The sequence below is a fragment of the Pseudooceanicola nanhaiensis genome (genome assembly GCF_020171315.1).
GTDB classification, from domain to species: domain Bacteria; phylum Pseudomonadota; class Alphaproteobacteria; order Rhodobacterales; family Rhodobacteraceae; genus Pseudooceanicola; species Pseudooceanicola nanhaiensis_A.
In genome coordinates, this window is sequence record NZ_JAIUZP010000001.1 from 589,650 (window position 1) to 606,331 (window position 16,682).

The 16,682-nt window shown below is 62.9% G+C and carries 17 protein-coding genes; 11 read left to right on the plus strand and 6 right to left on the minus strand.

Annotated features, from left to right (window positions below):
- Position 1: 1 nt before the first annotated feature.
- Together LCM32_RS02765 and LCM32_RS02770 are read right to left on the minus strand one after the other, a co-directional pair.
- Complete coding sequence (locus tag LCM32_RS02765) at positions 2-592, minus strand: sigma-70 family RNA polymerase sigma factor (RefSeq protein ID WP_224819521.1); 591 nt, start codon at positions 590-592, stop codon at positions 2-4.
- 83 nt (positions 593-675) lie between these two features.
- Positions 676-1,479 (minus strand): DUF4394 domain-containing protein, encoded by an 804-nt coding sequence (locus tag LCM32_RS02770; protein ID WP_224819522.1) that lies wholly within the window; start codon positions 1,477-1,479, stop codon positions 676-678.
- A gap of 631 nt (positions 1,480-2,110) precedes the next feature.
- Between LCM32_RS02770 and LCM32_RS02775 the strand changes: the two genes are divergently transcribed.
- The 3 genes from LCM32_RS02775 to LCM32_RS02785 all read left to right on the plus strand — a co-directional run bounded on the left by LCM32_RS02775 (position 2,111) and on the right by LCM32_RS02785 (position 4,027).
- Positions 2,111-2,668 (plus strand): sigma-70 family RNA polymerase sigma factor, encoded by a 558-nt coding sequence (locus LCM32_RS02775; RefSeq protein ID WP_224819523.1) that lies wholly within the window; start codon positions 2,111-2,113, stop codon positions 2,666-2,668.
- Positions 2,665-3,366 (plus strand): anti-sigma factor domain-containing protein, encoded by a 702-nt coding sequence (locus tag LCM32_RS02780; RefSeq protein ID WP_224819524.1) that lies wholly within the window; start codon positions 2,665-2,667, stop codon positions 3,364-3,366. Before LCM32_RS02775 ends, LCM32_RS02780 begins: the two co-directional genes overlap by 4 nt.
- 97 nt (positions 3,367-3,463) lie before the next feature.
- A complete protein-coding gene (locus tag LCM32_RS02785) occupies positions 3,464-4,027 on the plus strand; it encodes a fasciclin domain-containing protein (protein ID WP_224819525.1) in 564 nt (187 codons plus the stop codon).
- Between the two features lie 297 nt (positions 4,028-4,324).
- Here LCM32_RS02785 and LCM32_RS02790 read toward each other — a convergent pair whose 3' ends face one another.
- On the minus strand, positions 4,325-5,284 hold the full coding sequence (locus LCM32_RS02790; protein ID WP_224819526.1) for an IS481 family transposase: 960 nt from the start codon (positions 5,282-5,284) through the stop codon (positions 4,325-4,327).
- Positions 5,285-5,786: 502 nt separating this feature from the next.
- On the minus strand, positions 5,787-7,061 hold the full coding sequence (locus LCM32_RS02795; protein WP_224819527.1) for an HNH endonuclease: 1,275 nt from the start codon (positions 7,059-7,061) through the stop codon (positions 5,787-5,789).
- Positions 7,062-7,443: 382 nt separating this feature from the next.
- On the opposite strand from LCM32_RS02795, the gene LCM32_RS02800 reads away from it, so the two are divergent.
- Complete coding sequence (locus LCM32_RS02800) at positions 7,444-7,974, plus strand: GNAT family N-acetyltransferase (RefSeq protein WP_224819528.1); 531 nt, start codon at positions 7,444-7,446, stop codon at positions 7,972-7,974.
- A gap of 139 nt (positions 7,975-8,113) precedes the next feature.
- Here LCM32_RS02800 and LCM32_RS02805 read toward each other — a convergent pair whose 3' ends face one another.
- Both LCM32_RS02805 and LCM32_RS02810 read right to left on the minus strand, forming a co-directional pair.
- The gene (locus LCM32_RS02805) at positions 8,114-9,316 is read right to left on the minus strand and encodes an MFS transporter (RefSeq protein WP_224819529.1); all 1,203 of its coding nucleotides are present in this window, start codon (positions 9,314-9,316) and stop codon (positions 8,114-8,116) included.
- A gap of 138 nt (positions 9,317-9,454) precedes the next feature.
- On the minus strand, positions 9,455-10,348 hold the full coding sequence (locus LCM32_RS02810) for a LysR family transcriptional regulator (protein WP_224819530.1): 894 nt from the start codon (positions 10,346-10,348) through the stop codon (positions 9,455-9,457).
- Between the two features lie 165 nt (positions 10,349-10,513).
- On the opposite strand from LCM32_RS02810, the gene LCM32_RS02815 reads away from it, so the two are divergent.
- From LCM32_RS02815 to LCM32_RS02845, 7 genes are all read left to right on the plus strand, one after another.
- Positions 10,514-11,599, plus strand: coding sequence for an alpha/beta hydrolase (locus tag LCM32_RS02815; RefSeq protein ID WP_224819531.1), 1,086 nt, complete (start codon positions 10,514-10,516; stop codon positions 11,597-11,599).
- Between the two features lie 534 nt (positions 11,600-12,133).
- Positions 12,134-12,592, plus strand: coding sequence for a cupin domain-containing protein (locus LCM32_RS02820; RefSeq protein ID WP_224819532.1), 459 nt, complete (start codon positions 12,134-12,136; stop codon positions 12,590-12,592).
- Positions 12,582-13,589 carry a PQQ-dependent sugar dehydrogenase gene (locus tag LCM32_RS02825; protein WP_224819533.1) on the plus strand — a complete coding sequence of 336 codons (1,008 nt, stop codon included), beginning with the start codon at positions 12,582-12,584 and terminating at the stop codon, positions 13,587-13,589. Before LCM32_RS02820 ends, LCM32_RS02825 begins: the two co-directional genes overlap by 11 nt.
- An 89-nt stretch (positions 13,590-13,678) precedes the next feature.
- Positions 13,679-14,575: a LysR family transcriptional regulator gene (locus LCM32_RS02830; RefSeq protein ID WP_224819881.1), complete on the plus strand. Its 897-nt coding sequence runs from the start codon at positions 13,679-13,681 to the stop codon at positions 14,573-14,575.
- Between the two features lie 109 nt (positions 14,576-14,684).
- A complete protein-coding gene (locus LCM32_RS02835) occupies positions 14,685-15,446 on the plus strand; it encodes a carboxymuconolactone decarboxylase family protein (protein WP_224819534.1) in 762 nt (253 codons plus the stop codon).
- A 36-nt stretch (positions 15,447-15,482) separates the two neighbouring features.
- Positions 15,483-16,136 carry an NADPH-dependent F420 reductase gene (locus LCM32_RS02840; RefSeq protein ID WP_412070658.1) on the plus strand — a complete coding sequence of 218 codons (654 nt, stop codon included), beginning with the start codon at positions 15,483-15,485 and terminating at the stop codon, positions 16,134-16,136.
- Between the two features lie 29 nt (positions 16,137-16,165).
- Complete coding sequence (locus LCM32_RS02845; RefSeq protein WP_224819536.1) at positions 16,166-16,561, plus strand: cupin domain-containing protein; 396 nt, start codon at positions 16,166-16,168, stop codon at positions 16,559-16,561.
- Positions 16,562-16,682: the final 121 nt, after the last annotated feature.

Below are 16,682 nucleotides of genomic sequence, written 5' to 3' on the forward strand. Positions count from 1 at the left end.
GTCATGACAGACACTCCCTCAGCTTGAGCAATCCGCGCCGCATCCGGGCCTTGATCGTACCCAGCGGGCTATCGAGGCGCCCGGCGATCTCACCGTGGCTATACCCCAGCACATAGGACGCGAGGATGGCGTCACGGGTCGGGCCGTCCAGACGGTCAAGACATTGGCGCAGTCCGGTGGCATCGTCCAGACCGCCATAGGCGCTGGCCAAGACTTCGGGTACCGGGGTAACGTCGACATCCGCCGCATCGCTGGTGACCTCACGTTCTTCGCTGCGCAGCATGGTCAGGCAACGGTTCCGCAAGATCGTATAGAGCCAGCCCTTGGCACTGCCGCGGGCGGGATCGAACTGCCCCGCACGACGCCAGACAAGAACAAGAGCATCCTGCACCGCATCTTCCGCCAGATCGGAGCGGCGCAGCATGCGTCGGGCCACGCCCAGCATACGCCCGCCCTCGGCATCGACAATGGCCTTCAGGGCCGAGCGGTCGCCTGATGCGCAGGCGATGAGCAGCGCGGAATGGTCCGTTTCGATGACTTTCTCTCCCCTCCCGCCGGGGCGCGCCCCTTCAGTGGATACAGGGCTAGTCAACGATGGGTCGGCTGTCAAACCAGATGACGGGACCCGAGGCCGCCGTCCCTCGATCGGGACGGCGGGTGATATCGCGCAGTCGCTCACATCTCGTCTGCGGTCATGAAGGTGATGTCGCGGATCACGTTGTCACCGGCTCCCTTGATGTCCCAGCTTTCCGTGATCGCACCATCTTCGAGCGACACGGTGTGCAGCTGACCGGCGGCCACCAGCCAGGCGGTGTTGGTGCCCTCTGCATCGGTGGCGATGTCGAAAGCGTAGCTGTCGGAGGCGTCGATGCCCAGCTTGCCCACAGCGGCCAGCGTACCGTCATTGGGCGAGGTCTGCTGGATCAGCGCCACGATGGTGCTGTCGATGTCGTACATCGCGGTGCCTTCGGGCTTGCCGTAGCTGTTGATGTAGGCGGCAGCGACGATGGCGGGTGCTTCGCCCGCGTGCATGTCCTTCTCCTCGAAGGCAAGCGAGCCGTCCACGGTCACGGCACCGCTTTCGATGTCGACGCGGTGGTTGGTGGTGCCGGACATGAAGCGCAGCTTGTCCGCCATCGGGTTGAAGTCGACGATCACCGGTGCCCCCTCCATGACCGGCAGTTCAGTATCCATGGTGGAGATCACGGTGGCCGCACCGGTCATCGGGTCGATCTCGACGATGTCGAACGTATCGGTGACGCCGATCAGCTGGCCGTTGGAGGGGCGCAGATCGATGCCCAGAAGGCGGTCGACGCCGGTCACTTCCATGCTTTCGCCCACGGTGGCCGTGCCCGCGTCGATCATGTGCAGCATCTTGTCACCGCTCAGGGCAACGGCCTTGAGGCCGTGGTCATCCGCCTGGGCGACGGTTGCGGTCAGGGCCAGCAGGCCGAGGGTCGCAGTTGCAGTCTTCATCATCTTCAATCTCCTCAATGGGCTTCGGCGCGGGGTATTCCGCAGCCTCGCTACCCCCATGACTCCCAGCGGATGCGGTTTGGATGCATGGCAGAAAAATTTTTCTGATTTTCTTGCGAGGAGATGAGTAGGACGGGGTGGAAGGCAGACTGGTACAAACCGCCCTGTCTCTGGATCAACCTGCCGCGGCGCGCCTGCGGCCAAGTGAAGGCGCTATCTCGACGGCTGCGAGGATCAGCGTCGACAGCCCGACGGTCGGACCGAAGACCCCCACCGCCACGGCCGTCACAACCTGGGTGTGCGGGATACGCCAGCCCACTGGATGCTCGGCACGCCCATCGTGCCCTTCGTTGCGCCTTGGGCGGGCGTCAACAAAGTGCAGCCAGTGGACATGAGGTAAGCGCATCTCATCAAAGCAAAGTTTCCGACCACAGCTTCGGCACCTGCTCTCTCAGGTCGCCTCACCCGATACAGATTGACCGGCTCAAGAATGGCCGGTGTTTCAATGCCATCGCGAACGCTGGCGCAGGGCCCACGGCTTGCCGGCCTTGCGCCGCGGCGATGGCCATCTTCTTCGCTGGGCTTGACATTGGGCGTGTTTGGCATGCGTCCTGACCTCTCAAGAGGGGGACCCATGACCGAGGAACCGCTGGCTGAGATCCTCTTGCGCATGGCGCAAGGGGAGCGCGCCGCACTGCGCAACCTCTATTCCGAAGCCGGCCCGAAACTTTTCGGGGTCTGCATTCGTATGCTCAAGGACAGGGCCGAAGCAGAAGACGCGCTACAAGAGATCTTGGTAAAGCTGTGGAGCAAGGCACATCAGTTCGACCCCAGGCGCGGCCGATCAACGGCCTGGGCCGTGACCATCGCGCGCAACCATTGCCTCGATCGCCTGCGCGCGCGCAAGGCTGCATTGCAACGTGAAGCCACCGGATCGAATGAGCGGGCCATGTTGGAGGTAGCCGACACCGGGCCGGGACCGGAAACTCTTGTCGAGATGAAGGACGAGGCGCGGCGCATCTCCGACTGCCTCGCAACGCTCGAAGCCGACCGTGCCACCGCGATCCGGAGCGCCTATCTTGACGGGCACAGCTATGATGCCATTGCGCGCGCCCTCGGGATCCCGGTCAACACCCTGCGCAGCTGGCTGCACCGTGGCCTGCGCAAACTCAAGGAGTGCATGGACGCATGACCGAAGACGAGACCCCCGATCTCGCGGCCGACTACGTACTGGGGCTTGCCTCAGCCGAGGAGCGCGCGCGGGCCGAGGACAGGATCGCCCGCGATCCGGTCTTTGCGCAGGAGGTCGAGAGCTGGCAGGCGCGTCTTTCGCAGCTGAACACCGAATTCGACGCCGTGACGCCCCCCGCCGCTGTGCTGGACCGGGCCGAGCGCAGCCTGTTCGGAACACCCCAACGGCGGCGCGGTGGCGTGCTGGGCTGGCTGCGCAGGGCCGGCGCAGGTCGCGGTACGACCGAGACCACCGTCCGGGGCGTGCCGCGCCCGCGGTTTGCGATCTTGCTGGGGCTGGCCGCAGTAACGACCGTGGCGCTCATGGCGTTCTGGGATATGCCTCTCTACCGCTCCGGCCCGCCGCTGGCAGACCTGAGCGCGCCGGATCTGCACATCACCATCCACGGCGACACCCAGCGGCTGATATTCCGCCGCGTCTCAGCGGCCCCCGACCCCGAGGGGCAATCTTACGAGCTGTGGCTGATCCGCGATGGGCAGGTCGCGTCCCTCGGGCTGCTCGCCCCGGAGACGACCGAGGTCCGCGCAGAGGTGCGCGCGGGCGATGTCCTGGCGGTCAGTCTGGAACCCTCGGGGGGCTCGCCCCTCGCCGGCCCCAGCGGGCCGGTGCTGGCAACAGCGCAGATCCCCAGCCTTTAGCGCCGAGATTTTTCTGTATCCATGTGCAACGCGGGCGAGCGCGCCTTCGTATCCCCTGTAGCCCCGGACGAAACCGGCGCTTTCAGGAGGAAACATCATGACCAACATCAAGTTCACCCCCGCCCTGGCACTCGGCCTCGTCGCGGCCCTTGGCACAGCGGCCCCGGCCCTTGCCGCAAACCCGATGGTCGGCGGCGCCGCGATGTACGAGACCAAGAACATCGTCGAGAATGCCGTCAACTCGGCCGATCACACGACGCTGGTTGCCGCGGTCAAGGCGGCCGGCCTGGTCGAGACCCTTCAGGGCCCCGGGCCGTTCACGGTCTTCGCGCCCACCAACGCGGCCTTCGAGATGCTTCCGGCCGGTACGGTCGAAACACTGCTGAAGCCGGAAAACAAGGCGATGCTGACCAAGGTTCTGACGGCGCATGTGGTGGCCGGCGACTGGACCGCGGCGAAGATCGCGCAGAAGGCCCGGGCGAGTTCGGACGGACTGGCAAACTTCACGACCGTTTCGGGCGACGCCCTTTCGGCGAAAGTGCGCAACGGGATGCTTTACGTCTATGACGAAAGCGGTACGGTTGGCCGCGTGACGATCGCCGATGTCGATCAGTCGAATGGCGTGATCCACGTGGTCGACCACGTCCTGGTGCCCAAGTAAGCGTTCTATCGATTGATGTGCCCGCGACGCCAAGCGTGTCGCGGGGGCAGTCCTTCACTCCCGATCCAGGCTGCTCTCCTGCTCAAGTTGCCGTTTCCGGAGAAGCTGACCTTCGCCCCAAGCCCGTTGCGGGTTCTCCCAGCGGGCCTTTGGTTGCAACGGCATATGGCACGATGTTCTGGATGACCGCTTCGGGGAAGCTGCAATGCGGCGAGGTCCAATCTGATGAATGTCCGGAGAGGGCCGCAGGCGGTCATGCATCACCCTAATCGGTAGAAACAGCTGGGGATCGACAGCCTAGTTGTTCAGTCCCGGCATCTGGTGGATCGGATTGACGATGAATCTGTCGGGCTCTGAAGTCCAGACCCTGCAGATGTATTCGTAAGGCGTGAGGCCGGTGAGGGTCTTCAGGCGTCGCGCGAAGTTGTAGGCTGCCATGAAGTCCGCGAGATGTGTCCGGAGTTGTTCGTGGCTGTCGTAGTGGAAGCGTTTGACGGTGGCGTCCTTGATCGTGCGGTTCATGCGCTCGACCTGGCCGTTGGTCCATGGGTGGTTCGGTTTGGTCAGTCGGTGCTCGATTCCGTTGGCCTCGCAGATCATGTCGAAGCGCATCTGCCGGGAATAGGCGGTGTTACGGTTGCGCGGCTGTTCGGCGAACTGGATGCCGTTGTCGGTCAGGATCGTGTGGATGCGGTAGGGGACAGCCTCCAGCAGATGCTCCAGGAACTCCCAGGCGGTGCGCCTGTCGGCCTTGCCAACCAACTGGGTGACCGCGAATTTGCTGGTTCGGTCAATAGCCACAAAGAGGTAGAGCTTGCCCTCAGCGGTCTGCACTTCGGCGATATCCATATGGAAGAAACCAATGGGGTAGCGTTTGAACCTTTGGCGCTTGGGCTTGTCTCCTTCGATATCCGGTAGCCGCGAAATCCCATGCCGCTGAAGACAGCGATGCAGAGCTGATCGGGTCAGGTGCGGGATCGACGGCTGAAGGGCATAGAGGCAATCATCGAGCGGCAGCAGTGTGTGCCGCCGGAAGGCAACGACCATTGCTTCCTCAGCTTCGCTGAGAACGGATGAACGCGGTTCCTTCGGACCGGTTTTGCAGTCCTCGACCGTCTGGCGCTTTCGCCACTTCGCCACGGTCTTCGGGTTAATGCCGAGTTCCCGGCTCAACGCCGCGGTCGAAGCCTGCGATCGCTGTATTGCTGCTCTGACGGCGTGCGTGGTCGTGGCGCAGCCGTGACGAACCTGTCCCATAGTGCTTCCTTCCATTCCCTCGAATGGATCGCACCATCAAACCGTGGGATCAAACACCTAGTGCCCCCCCCCCTGGTTGGGCGGCTTCGGCACAGACGTGCTCAAGGGCGTCGTGGCAGGGATGCCCACCAGCAGAGACGATCAGGTGTTGTCCAAGTTAACCGAAGTGTAACCAAAGCGACCCCAGAGTTATTCGTGGAGGCATCTATGACCGACAATATGAAGCATGAATACTTGGACCTGGTGAGCCAACTGGTAGTGACGTACCGGTCCCTCCTTTCGAAAGAAATGAACGGGCCTTGGCTGAACTCTGATCCGATCGTCCAAGGAATTCGTGCTGTTGGGGAAGCACTCAACCAACAGGGAGGCTGCGAGGCCATGGCCGCAGCAGTTGTCGAAATCTATCAGCGGACTGGTGAACGATACTCCACGGATCCCCATTTCAACACTTTGTGGGATGGCATAGGAGCATGGCGGGCTTAGCCAGCGACAAATCCCAACATTACCGCCTGAAGATATTCTCGCGATGGAACTCTAAATATGGAAGTTGTTCGAGCCGGAATGAACCGTAGTTTCCTTCGGAATCGATCCCCCAGCCTATCAACGTATCGACATCGAGATGCTGCGACACCAGTAGGTCACCGTTATCGGTAAAGCTTAGGAAACCCTGATCAAACAAGTGATCAATATGCGGGCTCAACAGAAGCCCGTTGTTGCCATCGAGCTTCTCAAATGTCGTTGAGATGCGCCACGGTTTGATGTGGCTCGCGCGAAGATGTCGCCGCTCCTTCACACCGGTGATCCGGCATGCTTTCTCGAAACCTTCAAGATTCTGCCGGTAGATGCCCTGTCCCCGCCGGGATTTCACAAGTTGTAATCTTTCGGTTTCATCGAGATCAGTGCGGTTGAGCAATGCGCGCTCAACCTCCTTCTCAGAGGACTCTATGGCTTCGGTTTGACGTGTCGGCTCAATGGTGGCGGCTCGGTCGAGCTCAGCCCATCGAGCGCCAAGGAGATTGATAACAACCTGCGCCATATCGAAGGGTACGGCAGCGAGGTAGGCTCCCTGATTACCGTTCCCATTGGACTGAAGCGGGGAGTATTTTTCTGGCAGCGTCGTCGCCAGAACGCTTATATGATCCTTTGGTCTCAAAGGTTGGCTCAAACGGATGAATTCCACTGGAAGCCGCCATCCTTCGTTGCCCCAGGCTTCACCAGCTGAACCGAACTCTCCGGGCTTTGGAGCTAAGATGGCTGGCGCAGAGCAGACGCCAATCGCCCTTATTTCACCCCCAGCGAAGGCAAACACAACGTCCCCAGGGCGCACGCGCTTCATGTTCTCGTAGAACTCGTTCCTTCCACCATTGCTCTTTTCCGTAGGTGACCAGAGGTAGTTTCCGCCAATTTCGTGAGCATAGGTCTGCTTATTATTCACCCACCAAAACGCGAAGCCTTCGGGCGAGACGTTGCTGGCTGCGGCAACGGTGTTTGGGATTGCAGGAGTCTGAACTTCGAAGTCGAGATCGCGCAATGTCCGTGCGACGGTTGCCTCGCCACCGCTGAAATCAGATGCTTCTAGCGGACGCCGACCGGCCCCTGTGTACCCATGCGCGACACCAATTATCGCCTTCGAATCGTAGAGCTTGCCGCCGTATTGCAGATGATACGATCGCGATCTACCAAAACCATGCTTCTGCAGGAAAGCGTCCCGGCCGAGCCGGTCAAATTCTTCAGTAGCTCGAAGAACCGCCACCCGATCGATATCTGAAAGTCCCAAACCAACCTCCTTGCGACGCGAGTAAAGGGCGTCTTGCTTTGAGTAGCCCAACACCTACACATAGTTCTGCCACACACTGTTAAGCAACGGTCTGAAACGGTTCAGGGGGAGGGTGGCTACCTCTAGCTGAAGTTCCAGTTGCCGGCTGAACGAGGGCATATTGAGAATGTCCGCTTCGACGCTCTTCAAGGACGCATGACTAGGGTCGTCTGGACGGCAGCTCTGGGCCTCGTTGCGCCTTCATGCGCGCTATCTGGGCTTGGCTGATCGCGGCACTTACAGCAAATTGCGAAACATAAGTCGTGAAACAGGAGCAGCCGAGAGGCACTTGGGAGGGCCACACAAGTTGGAAGTCACTATATATGCCACTGAATATCCAGCAATGTCAGAGGATGACAGGGAAAGCTTCGCAACGCTCGTTGCGGAAGGAGGCGCGGTGAAGATTGACCGGGTGCGCGAGGGCATTCAGCATCATGGGGTAAAGCTGGTCGTCGCCAAAATAGATGGAAAAATGATTGGCTGTGCTGCTTTGAAATCGCCTGCGGATGAGTATCGTGCGGCGTTTCAGACAGGAAAAGCTCGGTATTACCTTCCCAAAGATGTTTATCCGCATGAAGTGGGGTATGTTGCAGTCCATCCGGACCACGAAGGTCAAGGCTGGGGCACAAGGCTATGCGAAATGGCGATGTTTCTCGCGGCGGACGATGGTGTCTTTGCTACAACGGGCACAGCATCCATGCTCACGAGGGTTCTTCCTCGCCTCGGCTTCAAATGGGTTGGAGTGGTGTGGAAGGGGCTGCCGAACCATAACGACAAGAAAACGCCGGACCTTCATCTACTTGTTCGACCGCGTATCGGCGGCGCCGACAATTTCGCTGCACATCGGCCGAGCGGCAGCTTCGGGAAAGAATAGCTTTCGGAAAATTTCTAGCGTGAACGGCGGGTATGGGCCGAATGCGGTTCTTCGGCGCCATGTCGTGCATGGCCTATTCGTTCGCACGGACTGGCCGCCGTCGAACGGGTCCCGCTATTTTTGCCACTCATACACCTTTTTAGGCAGCGACGGGGCGGGGCGTGCGAGCCGCCGACAGGGCGGCAGAACTGCCCGACAGGACCAGCAGCACGACGCTTGCGCTGAAGGCCGGGACATGCCCGCCCGCGTTATAGAGCAGGCCACCCAGTGTCGCGCCCAGCGTGATCGACAGTTGGATGATCGCCACCATCAACCCTCCCCCGGCCTCTGCGTCGTCGGGCAGGGTGCGCGCCAGCCACGTCCAATAGCCGACGGGAGCAGAGGTGGCGAGGAAGCCCCATCCGATCATCAGCGCACCGGTCCCGATGAGTGAATGACCGAAGGTGATCAGCCCTAGCCCCACGACCGCGAGCAGCAGAGGCCAGAGGATGAGCACAGGGTAGAGCGCACGCTCCAGCGGCTTGCCGATCAATGCGGTGCCGACAAATCCCGCAAGCCCCAGCATCAGAAGCATGGCCGTAAGATTGGTAACGGCGACACCCGTGACCGTTTCGAGGAAGGGGCGCAGGTAGGTGAAGAGTGTAAACTGTCCCATGAAGAACAGTGCCGTGGCCATCATCCCGAGGCTGACCACCGGCGATTTCAGAAGGGCGAAGAGGCTGCCCCCCTGTTTTCGCGGGGCAGGGGCCATGCGCGGTAGGCTGGCCCAGAGCCAGAGAAGGGCAATGGCCGCGACGGGCACAAGGCAGAGGAAGGCCATGCGCCAGCCGAACAGCCCTCCCAGCAGGCTGCCCATCGGCGCGGCGACCACCGTCGCCAGGGCATTGCCGCCGTTGAAGATGGCCAGCGCCCGCGGAACGGAGGGGGGCGGCACCAGCCGCATGGCGACGGCGGCGGACATGGACCAGAAGCCGCCGATGGCCACGCCGATGAGCGCCCGGCCCACCAGGAAAAGGCTGAAGTTCGGCGCCAAGGCTGCGAACGCGCCCGAACCCAGCATGAGCAGGATGAGGCCCAACAGAACGGTCCTGCGGTCAATGCGGCGGGTGAGCGTTGTGAGGGTCAGGCTGGTAAGCACCGCGAAGGCGCCTGAGACGGAGATCGCCTGTCCTGCCAGTCCTTCGCTGATGGCGAGGTCCGAGGCGATCGGGGTCAGGAGGCTGACTGGCATGAACTCCGAGGCGACGAGCGCGAAGGCGCCGAGGGACAGGGCGACGACGGCGCTCCAGTTGGCCGGGGCATCGGCGGAGGGCGAGGCGGTCGAGGGGATGGCGGATGTCATGGGCTCTCCAAGCGTGGAAGCCCCGCGGCAGGGGGCTGTCGCGAGGAAAGACGCCCCACTGGTGGGGACAGCTCCCCCCTAACGGCCCAGCGCTCCGCCCGGCAGAGCGCTAATCGGCATTGCCTCCATGAACGACGCTCATCCTCGGTAGCGGAGCCGGTCGATCAGCACCCGCAGGGCGGAGCTGACATTGCGCCGCCCGGAATAACACAGGTGATACCCCTCGAAGGGGGGGCACCAGTCCGCCAAAAGGCGGCGGAGACGTCCTGCGGCCACCGCCTCCTCGATCTCCGGGGCGGTTAGGAAGCCGATTCCATGTCCCTCCAGTGCGGCCTGAAGGACCATGCCGGAATCGTTGAGGATGAAGGGACCGTCGAGCTTGATCACGCGCTCTTCCCCATCCTTTTCGAACTCCCAGTCATAGGTGCCGCCGTCGACCCTGTGCCGCATGACGATGCAGTTGTGACCGATCAAGTCCTCCGGGTGCTCGGGTAGGGGGTGGTCCTTCAGATAGTCCGGGCTGGCGAAGGCCGCCATCTCCAGCGGGGGCCCGACCGGCACGGCGATCATGTCGGGGCCGAGGTGTTCGCTCAGCCGTATGGCGCAGTCGAACCGGTCCTCTGCCAGATCTGAGAGACGTCCGTCGGTGCTGATCTCGATCGTGACCTCCGGGAAGTCCCGGACCAGCTGCGAGGCCACGGGCCAGAGGATGCGTTGAGCTGCGGGCTTGCTGACCGTCACCCGGATCAGCCCTGAGGGGCGTTCTCCGAGGGTGCGGACCTCCTCGATCCGGTCGCTGACCTGCCGGAAGCTCGGGCGCAGGGTGGCGATCAAGCGCTCGCCCGCATCGGTGAGAGTCACGCTGCGGGAATTCCGGTTCAGCAACTTGACTCCGATGCGGTCTTCGAGCCGACGGATCGTATGGCTGACCGCGGATTGCGAGACGCCGAGGCGATGTCCTGCACGGGTGAAATTGCCCTCGTCCGCCACAGCCAGAAGGATGGAGAGATCTCCGATCATGTCTCGGTCCATTCGGGCCTCCTGTTCGCCTGGGTACAGGGGCAGATCGCGGCGCTGCCATGGGCTGCCCCCTGCATGATGAATCAAACTCATGGCTGCGATCAGCTTTTGCCGTCTTACGCGGGGAACGGGCAAGCCCCAGTTTTATGGCAAGCGCAACCAACAGAGGATATGAACATGACAGACCAGACCCTTTCCGAAACACCCGACAGCCCCGAGCGTCGCACGCTTCTTGTCACCGGCGGCGCCGGGGTTGCGGCATTTGGCATCGCGACGCTGTCTGGTCAGGCCCTGCTGGCGCAGGCGACGGCAGAATGGGACAAAACCTTCCCCAAGAGCGACGCGGTGGAGCACAGCAAGGTGAGCTTCACCAACCGCTATGGCATCACGCTGGTGGGTGACCTCTACATCCCCGCCGACCGTCCCGAGGACCCGATGCCGGCCCTTGCCGTGGCCGGACCCTTCGGCGCGGTGAAGGAGCAAGCGTCGGGTCTCTACGCCCAGACCATGGCCGAGCGCGGTTTCATCACGCTGGCCTTCGACGGCTCCTACACGGGCGAAAGCGGCGGCGAGCCCCGGTTTGTCGCCTCGCCCGACATCAACAGTGAAGACTTCATGGCGGCGGTCGATTTCCTTGGCCTGCACGAAGCCGTGGACCGTGAGCGGATCGGCGTGATCGGCGTTTGCGGCTGGGGCGGCCTGGCGCTGAACGCGGTCGCGGCGGACAAGCGGGTGAAGGCCGTGGCCGTCACCAGCATGTACGACATGTCGCGGGTGATGGCGCGGGGCTACTACGACGCGATGACCGACGCGCAGCGCAACGACCAGTTGGCCCGCCTGAGCGCGCAACGCTGGGAAGACGCGTCCTCCGACGCCGCACCTGTGCGGGATGGCGGCCTGCCAGATACGCTGGATGGCATCGATGATCCGGTCATCACGATGTACTGGAACTACTACAAGACCGATCGCGGCTATCACCCCCGTTCGGCGAATTCGAACGGCGGCTGGAACGTCACCTCTGCCATGTCCTTCATGAACATGCCGCAGCTGACCTATATCAACGAGATCTCGCCCCGTCCGGCCCTGATCATCGCGGGGTCGGAAGCCCACTCCCGCTACTTCAGCGAGGATGCCTATGCGGCCGCAGCCGAGCCGAAGGAACTGGTGATCATCGAGGGGGCGGATCACGTTGATCTCTACGATCAGGTGGACATCATTCCCTTCGACCGCATTCAGGCCTTTTTCGAGGGTCATCTGGCCTGAGGGAACATGCTCCTTCGAGTGGACGGGGGCGCCCGTCCACTCAACTCACCTTTGGTTCGTGTGTTCTGGCATGCAGTCAGCATGCGGGGATTCATTGCCCGAGCGCACCGCAAGAGAGGACACCTTTCGCAACAGTGCGTGCGGCACGTCATCGACAGCGTCGCAAGTTCTCGACGCGGGGTAGAAGTGGGGTGCCTGAGGGCACCAAATTTGATCATTCAAATTCAACGTTTTAATTGGCCGTTGCGAAGCCGCCCCGGCTACGCACAGCCTTCACGCGGAGGGTGCCCGGGATAGATGAATGCCCCTTGCAACTGCCAGTTCCGGTGCCCATCGGGACAACCGGCGACGCCCTCTCCGCACTAGGGCAGCAATCGGCATGGTGACGCCGGGCTTTCATGAGGTCCTCTCATGAGCGTGTCCCGAACCGCCGGCATTAATCACCAGTCCGGGACCACTATCTCATTCGGGCAGGCAGGGGATCGACCCTGCTGCAGGCCCTGTGGCCGCCTCACGCACAATGGAGACGACCTGATGAAAACAATCCTTGCAGCCCTCGCCCTTACGCTGGCCGGAGCTCCCGCTGCCTTCGCGCAGGAGATGACACAGACCACGACGCTGGAACGCGGCGGCCAGATCGGCAGCGAAGATACCTTCACCGGCACGGTGTTCGTCGCTCCGGTCTTTGGGCCGAACATGAACGATGTCAGCGCTGGCGAGGTGACCTTCATGCCGGGAGCGCGCTCGGCCTGGCACACGCACCCGATCGGCCAATACCTTGTGGTTACGAAGGGGACGGGCTGGTATCAGGAAGCGGGCCAGGAAAAGCAGATCATGCGTACCGGTGACGTGGTCTTTGCCCCGGCGGGCGTGAACCATTGGCATGGCGCGACTGACGGCACCTCGGTCACCCACTATGCGATCCAAGCCGCCGAAAACGGTTCGGCTGTGACCTGGGGTGCGCTGGTGACGGACGAAGAATATGGCAGCTAAGACTGCCATCTGGCGCGGCCTGCTGATGGCCGCGCTTTTCCCGCTGGCGGCACAGGCGCAGGAAGCGGTGCTTGAGGGCCTCGATTACCCTTGGGACATCGAGGCACAGGGCGAGGTGATCTACGTCACCGAGAAGCGCGGAACGATCGGCATCTTCGACGGCGAGACCTTCGCCCGGCTGCCCGTAGAGACCAGCGCGCCGATCCTGGATGACCGGGGGGGCGGGCTGCTTGGCCTCGCGCTTCGGCCCGACTTTGCGCGGAGCCGCCGCGCGGTTGTCTATCAGCACATGGGCACGCCTGAGGACCGCAGCAACCGCGTCATCGAGATCGAACTGGACGGCTCTGCCTGGATCGAGACGCGCGTGCTGCTCGACGGCATCCCCGGCCATCCGCTTTACAATGGCGGGCGCGTGGCCTTCGGGCCGGATGGCATGCTGTATGTCACGACGGGCTGGACCGAGAACCGCGCGCGTCCGCAGGACCTGGGAAGCCTCGCCGGCAAGATCTTGCGGCTGACACCGGATGGCGCGATCCCCGAGGACAATCCCTTCGGCGGCTCGCCGGTCTGGTCGCTGGGGCATCGCAACCCGCAGGGGATCGTCTGGGATGCCGACGGGCAGCTCTACGCCGCAGAGCACGGTCAGTCCGGCCATGACGAGGTGAACCGGATCGAGCGGGGGGCCAACTACGGCTGGCCGCTTATCCAGGGCGACGAAACGCGAGGCGGGATGCAGGCGCCACTGGCCCATTCCGGGCGCAGCACCTGGGCGCCGTCGGGCCTTGCCTGGGAGGGCGAGCGCCTGCTGCTGGCCAGCCTGCGGACGGGTTCTGTTATCTCGGTCGGTACCGATGGTGCGGTGTCCGAAGCCCTGAGCCTCGGAGATCGGGTGCGCGACGTGCTGGTGACCGAGGCGTATATCTACGCGATCACCAGCAACCGCTCGCCGCGGCGAGACGGTGCGTCCGATGATCGAATGATCCGCGTTTCCCGGTGACGGGATAATCATTGGACGTCATGAGCCCCGCACATATATCGTGAGGGGGACCCGTTGTGACCCTCGAACACCAGATCAAGGCCTCCCTTATGCTTCGTGAAAACATAAACGATCTCATAGCCTTGGCGGCAGTTGCCGAGGAACGGAGCTTCACCCGCGCGGCGGCCCGGCTCAACGTGTCGCAATCGGCCCTGAGCCATACGATCAAGGGGCTCGAGCAGCGGCTCGGTCTGCGCCTGCTGACCCGGACCACGCGCTCTGTGGCACCGACGTTGGAGGGCGAGGACCTCCTGACGACGCTCAATCCCTGTTTCGAGATGATTGAGGCGCGGCTCAAGGCGCTGAATGACGCGCGCGATCAGCCCACCGGTACGGTGCGGATCGTCGCGGTGGAATACGCCATCGACGCGCTCCTCTGGCCCAAGCTCTCGCCGGTGCTGAAGCAATACCCTGCGGTGAACGTCGAGTTCGTCATGGACTACGGCTATACTGATCTAGCGAGTTCGCAATGCGATGCCGGGGTGCGCTACGGCGAACAGGTGAGCGAGGGCATGATTTCGATGCGCATCGGCCCGGAAGAGCGGATGATCTGCGTCGGTGCCCCCGAGTATTTCGAGGCGGCGGGCGCCCCGCAGGTGCCACACGACCTGGCCGAGCATCGCTGTATAAATTTGCGGTTGTCGACCCATGGCGCGCTTTATGCTTGGGAATTCGAGGACAAGGACGGCAACGAGATCCGCGTGAAGGTTTCGGGCCAGACTTGTTTCAACACGATCAGCCCGGTGATGCGCGCGGCGGTAGACGGCCACGGGCTCGCGCTGATCCCGGAACGGCTGGCGGCGGAGCACTTGGCCTCTGGGGCTTTGCAGACCTGCCTTGAGGATTATTGCCCTTACTTCCCGGGTTTCCACCTCTACTACCCGAGCCGGCAGCGTCCGTCTTCGGCCTTCGAGGTGGTGCTGGATGCTTTGCGAGAGCGGGGCTGAGGCAATCATGAGGTGCTGTCATGAGTGGGTTGGCACATCCGGGCATTAAGGTTCCGCAACGCCGGACCACATGAAGGGGGTAACCGGAACCAGCCCGACAGGAGCTCCTATGAAGACCTACGTTGCCGCTTCGGCTCTCGCCCTCATGACCACTGGCGCCACCGCGCAGGAGGTGTCCAGAACCCTGCCATCCGCCGTCGGCGCCGTCGCGCCCGCGCTCGAGGCCTATTCCACCAACGATCTTTTCGGCTCTGTCTGGGCGGGTGAAGAGCTGTCCATGCGCGACCGCGCGCTTGTCACCTTCGCGGCGCTGATGACGCGCCATGAGACGGAGAACCTCGGCAGCTACGTCGAACTGGCCCTCGACGCAGGCGTGACCCCGGCCGAGCTGTCGGAGACGATCACCCATCTCGCCTTCTACACGGGCTGGGGCAATGCCACCGCCGCTGCCGAGGCGATGGCACCGGTCTATGAGGCGCGCGGTGTCGCGGCAGAAGACCTGCCGGCGGTCGAGCCCGAACTTCTGCCGATCAATGAGGAAGCCGAGGCGGCGCGGGAAGAAACCGTGCGTGGCAACTTCGCCAATGTCAGCATGGGTGTCGTCGATACCACGCGCGAGATGCTGTTCAACGATTTGTGGCTGCGCCCGGCACTCGCGCCCCGCGACCGCAGCATGGTTACCGTCGCCGCGCTGATCGCCGCCGGTCAGCCCGAGCAGATGACCTTCCACCTCAACCGCGCAATGGACAACGGGCTGACGCAGGAAGAGGCAGGCGCCATGCTCTCGCATCTCGCTTTCTACGCCGGCTGGCCCAAGGTTTTCTCGGCGCTGCCGGTGGCCAAGCAGGTCTTCGAGGCGCGAGCGAACTAAGTCTTTGGGCCGCGGGGCTTCGGCCCCGCTGCCGCAATTCAGGAGGACAGCATGAAGATCGGCATTCTCGGATCGGGTCTGATGGGCGGCAAGCTCGGCGCGCTCTGGGCGGCCTCTGGCCATGAGGTCACCTTTGCCTATGCGCGCAGCGCGGCGAAGCTCGAGCGTCTTGCGCGGGAGAGCAACGGGCACGCGGGAACCATTGCCGACACAGTGGACGAGGCCGACGCACTGCTACTGGCCGTGCATTGGTCGAGGGTCGGCGACGTGCTGGAGCAGGCGGGTGATCTGGCTGGAAAGGTGGTGCTGAACTGCTGTGTGCCGCTCGACGAAGCCAACCGGGACCTCGTCGTCGGTACCACCTCATCCGGCGGCGAGGAACTGGCCCGGATGCGTCCGAAGGCGCGCTGGGTGTCGTGCTTCAATACAACGCCCTCAGAGAGTTTCGCGCCGGTTTTCGCCCGTAAGGGGCAGGAGCCCGCGCCGCAGGTCTTCACCTATGGAAACGACGCAGATGCCAAGGAAATCGCCGGCCAGCTCATCCGCGACATCGGCTTCGAGCCGCTAGACACCGGCGGTTTGCGCAACGGCCGCTATGTCGAGCCCTTCGCCATGGCCACAGTCGAACTGGCTTACGCCCAACCGGGCGGGCCAGCGCTTACCTACAGATTCACCAAGCTGCGCCGCTGACCGCGCAGCGAAACAGAAGGAGAAAGATAATGAAAATCATCCGCGCAGGCAGCATTCCTTCCGGCCCCGGTCCCGCGGACTATTTCACCGGCACCGTTCGCATCGACCCGATGTTCCAGGCCGACGCGCCCGGCCGCACAAGCGGCGCGCATGTCACCTTCGAGCCCGGTGCGCGCACCGCGTGGCACACCCATCCGGCTGGCCAGACCATCATCATCACCTTCGGCAAAGGGCGCGTGCAGCGCGAAGGCGGGCCGGTCGAGGAGGTCACTGCCGGTGACATCGTCTTCTTTCCGGCCGAGGAAAAGCACTGGCACGGCGCCGCGCCGGAAAACGCCATGTCTCACATCGCCATACAGGAAAGCATAAACGGCTCGCCGGTGACTTGGATGGAGAAGGTGGCCGACGAGGACTACAACGGCTGACGCGGTCAACCGCCGTTCTTGAGGACCGGGTGCGTTCCAGCGACCGGTCCTTTCATGTTCCGGCGTCAACGGCAGGGGCCTTGAGTGATAGATGAGCGGAGCTCATCTCTGCAAGGCAGAG